Raw genomic sequence first — 6,256 nt, 5'->3', positions numbered from 1 at the left:
GTGTAGCAATGCCAGGAGAAGAAATCCAACGGCAGGTGTTCCTGCTGGCAGAGCTGGAGGAAGCGCGTGAGGAAGCCGGAGGGTTCGAATTTGCCATTTTTCACCTGACCCGTGCCGCCGATGGCGGGGCCGCCAATTTTCAAGGAGGGGAAGCGTTCTTTGAGGAGGCGCGAGGCGACGCGGTAGAGGTTGAAATATTCGTCGTCGGTGCCAGTCCAGCAGGCGGGCTGGTTTTCGGGTTCGTCCAGGTTACCGCTAGACCAACGACCGGCAGTTCCCGGCAGGCGTGCCGAGGGCGAACGGACGGAACTCGACGCCGGACCGCCGGCCTGTGCTTGGCTGAGACGGTGAGCACAGTGCGGTTCGTGAACACCAACGGGGTGACGTTGAGGTTGACCGAGGCGGGCGAGCGCGACGCGCCGGTGGTGGTCCTCGCCCACGGCTTTCCCGAACTGGCCTATTCATGGCGTCACCAGATCCCGGCCATCGCCGCGGCCGGCTACCACGTACTGGCCCCCGATCAGCGCGGCTACGGCGGATCGTCGCGGCCGCCCGCGATCGAGGACTACGACATCGTGCAGCTCACCGGCGACATCGCCGGGCTGCTCGACGACGTCGGCGCCGAGAAGGCCGTCCTCGTTGGACACGACTGGGGATCGGTGGTCGCCACCAATTTTCCGCTGCTGCATCCCGACCGGGTGTCCGCGTGCGTGGCGATGAGCGTCCCTCCTGTGCCGCGCTCGCTGGTGCGCCCGACGGAGGCGTGGCGCAGCGCGTTCGGGGAGAACTTCTTCTACATCCTCTACTTCCAGGAACCGGGACCCGCCGACGCCGAACTCGGCGGTGACCCGGCCCGCACCATGCGGAGGATGGTCGGCGGCGGCCTGCAAGGTGGCGACGAGAACATCTTCCTGACGATGATGACGCCAGGCCCGGAGGGCTTCATCGACCGGCTTCCGGAACCCGACGCACTGCCGGACTGGATCACCAAGGGCGAGCTCGACCACTACGTCGAGGAATTCACCAGGACGGGTTTCACCGGACCGCTGAACTGGTACCGCAACTTCGACAGGAACTGGGAGCTGACCGAGACCACGCCGTCGCCGACGATCGACGTGCCGACGCTGTTCATCGGCGGCACCGCGGACCCGGCGTTGGCGATGACCCCGCGCGACCGGGTGCGCGACGTCGTGTCGGGGCCGTACCGCGAAGTGCTGATCGAAGGCGCAGGGCACTGGTTGCAGCAGGAGCGACCCGCCGAGGTCAATACCGCACTGGTGGAGTTCATCGACGGCCTGGAGCTCAAGTGAGCGCGACGCAGGCGAAGCCGCTCGACTTCGGCGTCTTCATCACACCGTTTCACCCCGTCGGCCAATCCCCAACCGCGGCACTGGAATACGATCTGGAGCGGACCGTCGCCCTGGACCGGCTCGGGTTCGACGAGGTCTGGTTCGGCGAACACCACTCGGGCGGGTACGAGCTGATCGCCTGCCCGGAGGTCTTCATCGCCGCGGCCGCCGAGCGCACCAAGCACATCAGGCTCGGCACCGGTGTCGTGTCGCTGCCGTACCACCACCCGCTGATGGTGGCGGACCGGTGGGTGCTGCTCGATCACCTCACCCGCGGCCGGGTGATCTTCGGGACGGGGCCCGGCGCGTTGCCGTCGGACGCGTACATGATGGGCATCGACCCCGTCGACCAGCGACCGATGATGCAGGAGTCACTCGAGGCGATCCTCGCCCTCTTCCGCGCCGCGCCCGACGAACGGATCAGCCGCTCCACGGACTGGTTCACCCTTCGCGATGCCGCTCTGCACATCCGGCCCTACACGTGGCCGTACCCCGAGATCGCCTGCGCGGCAATGGTGTCGCCATCGGGGCCGAGGCTGGCGGGTCAGCTCGGCACGTCACTGCTTTCGCTGTCGATGTCGGTTCCCGGCGGCGTCGCCGCCCTGGAGACGACGTGGGGCATCGTCGGCGATCAGGCCGCCAAGTCGGGACGTGAGACACCGGACCGCAAGGACTGGCGGGTGTTGGGGATCGTCCACCTCGCCGACACCCGCGAGCAGGCGATCGAGGACTGCACCTACGGGCTGCAGGACTTCGCGAACTACTTCGGCGCCGCGGGCTTCGTGCCACTGAACAACACCGTCGAGGACACGCAGTCACCTCGGAAGTTCGTGGAAGATTATGCCGCCCAGGGTAACTGCTGTATCGGTACCCCCGCCGACGCGATCGTCTACATCCAGGACCTGCTCGACCGCTCCGGCGGCTTCGGCACGTTCCTGATGCTGGGGCACGACTGGGCGCCACCCGCGGCCACCTTCCACTCGTACGAGCTGTTCGCGCGAGAGGTCGTGCCGCACTTCAAGGCTCAGTTGACCGCGCCGCAGGCCTCACACGAATGGGCCAGAGGCATCCGAGATCAGCTCTTCGGGCGGGCCGGTCAGGCGATCGTCAACGCGATCACCGAACACGTCGACGAGGCGAAGCAGGAGCGGGCCTGATGCGGGGATCGGTGCTGCGCGGAGGCCGGATGGTCTACCGCGACGACCTGCCGGAACCCGCACCCGGCCCCGGGCAGGTGCTGGTCGCGGTGAAGGCGTGCGGCATCTGCGGTTCGGATCTGCACTTCGCCAGACACGGCGACGACGTGCTCGCCGCAGGCAAGCAGATGAAGGGGATGCCCGACCCCGGCGACGAGCTGGATCTGTCCGCGGACGTCTTCATGGGGCACGAGTTCAGCGCCGAGGTTCTCGAGGCGGGCCCCGACACGGATGCGCCTGCGCCGGGAACGCTCGTCACGTCGGTGCCGGTACTTCTGTCGCAGGCCGGGCCGACGATGATCGTGTACAGCAACACCACGCTCGGCGCCTACGCCGAGCGGATGGTGTTGTCGGCGCCGTTGCTGCTCCCCATCCCCAACGGGCTCGACGTCAAGCAGGCCGCCCTGACCGAGCCGATGGCCGTCGGACTGCACGCGGTCAACAAGTCGAACGTCACCCCCGGCGAGACTGCACTGGTGATCGGCTGCGGCCCGATCGGCATCGCGATCATCGCCGCGTGCAAGGTCAAGGGTGTCGAAACCATTGTGGCATCCGACTTCTCGGCCAAACGCCGGGAGCTCGCGACGGTCGTCGGCGCACACCGCACATTCGACCCGGCCAAGGAGTCGCCGTTCGACGGCCCCCCACCGGCGGTGGTGTTCGAGGCCGTCGGGGCACCCGGTGTCATCGACGACGTGCTGCGCCGCGCTCCGCGCGGCACCCGTCTCGTCGTGGCGGGCGTGTCCATGCAGCCCGATACCGTGCACCCGTTCTTCGCCATCGCCAAGGAGATCAACGTCCAGTTCGTCTTCGGTTACGGGCTCGACGAGTTCGCGACATCGCTGCGCTCGATCGCCGACGGCGAGATCGACGTAGCGCCGATGATCACCGGCGAGGTCGGTCTCCCCGACGTCGGGTCGGCGTTCGACGAGCTGTCGGATCCGGGCAGCCACTGCAAGATCCTGGTGACTCCCTGAACGGCCGGTAGGGTCACTGGCATGCCGAAGAAGCCATCGAAGCCTTCGAGAACGTTGACCCGACTGCTGGTGCTGGCATTGGCCACGCTGGCCGTCGTCGGGGTCGTGGGGTGCGACGCCAAGTCGGCGCCCGCCGCGGTCCCCGGCACCACGGCGCCCCGCCAGGTCACCGTCGTCGGCGAGGGGAAGGTCGACGGCACCCCGGATACCCTCGTCATCAGCCTCTCGATCGCGGCCACCGCACCCGACGCCATCGGCGCCTCGAATCAGACCAGCGGCCGTGCCAACGCCCTGACCGATGCCCTCACCGGTCAGGGCATCGACCGCAAGGACATCAGCACGACGACGGTGACGCTGCAGCCCCAGTACGGCGGCTCCGACAACACCACCATCGTCGGCTACCAGTCGAGCAATTCGATCGACGTGAAGGTCCGCAAGATCGAGACCGGGCCACAGGTGCTCGGCGTGATCACCACCACCGGCGGTGACGCCACCCGCATCAACTCGGTGTCGTACTCGATCGAGGACGACTCACAACTGGTCAAGGATGCCCGCGGCCGCGCCTTCGCCGACGCGAAGGACCGCGCCCAGCAGTATGCGAAGCTGTCCGGCCTCGACCTCGGCAAGGTCCTGTCCATCTCGGCGACCGGTAGCGGGGCCCCGCCGCCAACGCCGATGCCGTCGCCAGCCCGCTACGACATGGCCACGGCCGTGCCGATGTCACCCGGCCAGCAGACCGTCGGCTTCTCGGTGACGGTGGTCTGGGAACTGGGCTGACGCCAGTGCCTCAGGGATTCTCGTAGACCTTCGGGTCCAAGGTGCCGATGTAGGGCAGGTCGCGGTACCGCTCGGCGTAGTCAAGCCCGTATCCGACGACGAACTCGTTCGGGATGTCGAAACCGCACCAGGCGATCTCGACATCGGCGCGCACCGCGTCGGGCTTGCGCAGCAGCGTGCACACCCGCAATGACCGAGGATGCCTCGTCGCGAGGTTGCGCAGCAGCCAGGACAGCGTGAGCCCCGAGTCGACGATGTCCTCGACGATGAGGACGTCGCGGTCGTTGATGTCCCGGTCGAGGTCCTTGAGGATGCGCACCACGCCCGACGACGACGTCGACGAGCCATACGAACTGACCGCCATGAACTCCAGCTGGGTCGGCAACGGGATCGCGCGGGCCAGATCGGTGACGAACATGACCGCGCCCTTGAGGACGGTCACCAGCAGCAGATCCTCGCCGCCGTCACCGATCGCTTCGCGATAGTGCTCCCCTACGGCCGCACCCAGTTCGGCGACGCGCGCCTGAACCTCAGCCTCGGAGAGAAGCACCGACTCGATGTCGCCGGGATACGGGTCCACGGCAGATGGCTCGGGCACGGCAACAGCGTGCCACGTCAGTGCGTCGGCGACCAACACGTGCCCGTGAATCGCTCAGCCTGAAACCGCTTCCGTGCGCAGGATCAGCACGCCACCGCGCCGGTCGGCGAACAGCCGCTGGTTGCGCAGCAGCGACCCGACTGCGACGCCACCCCTGCCGCGCCAGTCGACGACGAGCCGATCCACGTCGCGGATCTGGCCGTCGGTCAGGCCGCTGGCACCGCCGTCGAGCAACCACCGACGGATGACGCGCCTGCGGAGCGCAGGCGGTAGGCCGGCGAGCGGCGCGACGTTCAGCTCGCCGTCGGACGACGCCGTGGCCAAGGCCTCCACCGCCAGTGCGTCCAGCAGGTCGACGTCCTCGCGCAGCCCCGTGGCGGTCCGCGCCAGCGCCTCGGCCACCCCGCCGCCGAGGACCTCCTCCAACAGCGGCAGCACCTCGGTGCGGAGCCGGACGCGGGTGAACCTCGACTCGACGTTGTGCGGGTCGCGCCAGGGCACCAGGCCAAGCTCCTCGCAGGCGGCGTGAGTGACGCTGCGGCGGACGCCGAGAAGTGGCCGGCACCACGGCGGATCACTCGGGTGCATACCCGCGATCGAACGCGCACCCGAACCGCGGCCGAGCCCGAGGAGGACCGTCTCGGCCTGATCGTCCAAGGTGTGGGCGACCAGCACGGGCCCACCGCCGCGTGCGCCGTCGAGCGCTGCGTAGCGGGCGGTGCGGGCGGCGGCCTCTGGCCCACCGGACGAGCCCACCTCGACGCGAAGGATCTGCGCATCGACGCAACCGAGCCCGAGGGCCTGAGCATGCGCGGTGAGCGCCACGGAGGCCGACTCGGGTTGCAACCCATGGTCGACGATCAACGCGGTGGTCGGCCGCGATCGTGCGGCGACTGCGGTCAGGGCCAGCGAGTCGGCTCCACCCGACAGCGCCACGCACCACTGTTCGTCGGCGGCGCAGTGGATGCGCGCGAAGTCGTCGAGCGCAGCGCGCACCGCCGCTACAGGACCCTGTCTATCCATCGCTGCGGCTTGTCGACTTCCGTTGGCAGCGGCAGGGTTTCCGCGCTCGTCCAGACGGTGTTGAACGCGTCCATGCCGACCTTGCCCACCACGTGGTCGACGAACGCCTTGCCGCGGGTGTATTGACTGAGCTTGGCGTCGAGTCCCAACAGCGTCCTGAGCAGCCGCTGAATCGGCGGCTGTTTGCGTTGCCGCCGTTCGTCGAACCTGCGCCTGATGGTCGCCACCGAGGGCACCACCTTGGGACCGACGGCGTCCATGACGTGGTCGGCGTGACCTTCGAGCAGCGTCCCGAGTACCAGCAGTTGGTCGAGGGCCTTGCGCTGCGGCTCGGAC

General features: G+C 68.3%; 8 protein-coding genes. 4 read left to right on the top strand and 4 right to left on the bottom strand.

All coding sequences use genetic code 11. From position 1 onward, the window contains the following. Positions 1-440, bottom strand: a 440-nt coding sequence (locus ACRDUX_RS34815) for a GH39 family glycosyl hydrolase (RefSeq protein WP_526421072.1), incomplete at its 3' end; no start/stop codon positions are given. Between ACRDUX_RS34815 and ACRDUX_RS34810 the strand changes: the two genes are divergently transcribed. From ACRDUX_RS34810 to ACRDUX_RS34795, 4 genes are read left to right on the top strand one after another with little or no spacing between them, the layout of a single operon-like run. Then, positions 348-1,310, top strand: a complete 963-nt coding sequence (locus ACRDUX_RS34810; protein WP_526421071.1) for an alpha/beta fold hydrolase — start codon at positions 348-350, stop codon at positions 1,308-1,310. The two genes, ACRDUX_RS34815 and ACRDUX_RS34810, sit on opposite strands and share 93 nt — an antisense overlap. Further along, positions 1,307-2,506, top strand: a complete 1,200-nt coding sequence (locus tag ACRDUX_RS34805; protein ID WP_526421069.1) for an LLM class flavin-dependent oxidoreductase — start codon at positions 1,307-1,309, stop codon at positions 2,504-2,506. The genes ACRDUX_RS34810 and ACRDUX_RS34805 overlap by 4 nt, the downstream gene beginning before the upstream one ends. Beyond that, a complete protein-coding gene (locus ACRDUX_RS34800) occupies positions 2,506-3,522 on the top strand; it encodes a zinc-binding dehydrogenase (RefSeq protein WP_526421067.1) in 1,017 nt (338 codons plus the stop codon). Before ACRDUX_RS34805 ends, ACRDUX_RS34800 begins: the two co-directional genes overlap by 1 nt. Before the next feature lie 21 nt (positions 3,523-3,543). Next, a complete protein-coding gene (locus ACRDUX_RS34795) occupies positions 3,544-4,299 on the top strand; it encodes an SIMPL domain-containing protein (protein ID WP_526421065.1) in 756 nt (251 codons plus the stop codon). A 10-nt stretch (positions 4,300-4,309) separates the two neighbouring features. Here ACRDUX_RS34795 and hpt read toward each other — a convergent pair whose 3' ends face one another. From hpt to ACRDUX_RS34780, 3 genes are all read right to left on the bottom strand, one after another. Then, positions 4,310-4,936 carry a hypoxanthine phosphoribosyltransferase gene (hpt, locus tag ACRDUX_RS34790; protein ID WP_526421063.1) on the bottom strand — a complete coding sequence of 209 codons (627 nt, stop codon included), beginning with the start codon at positions 4,934-4,936 and terminating at the stop codon, positions 4,310-4,312. Positions 4,937-4,951: 15 nt separating this feature from the next. Continuing rightward, the gene (tilS, locus tag ACRDUX_RS34785) at positions 4,952-5,920 is read right to left on the bottom strand and encodes a tRNA lysidine(34) synthetase TilS (RefSeq protein ID WP_526421061.1); all 969 of its coding nucleotides are present in this window, start codon (positions 5,918-5,920) and stop codon (positions 4,952-4,954) included. Beyond that, on the bottom strand, positions 5,899-6,256 hold a 358-nt coding region (locus ACRDUX_RS34780; RefSeq protein ID WP_526421059.1), incomplete at its 5' end, for an Rv3626c family coenzyme F420 biosynthesis-associated protein. The genes tilS and ACRDUX_RS34780, both read right to left, overlap by 22 nt.

This window comes from Mycobacterium sp., from assembly GCF_050701675.1.
Classification (GTDB): domain Bacteria; phylum Actinomycetota; class Actinomycetes; order Mycobacteriales; family Mycobacteriaceae; genus Mycobacterium.
This window is presented reverse-complemented; position numbering and strand designations above follow the sequence as displayed.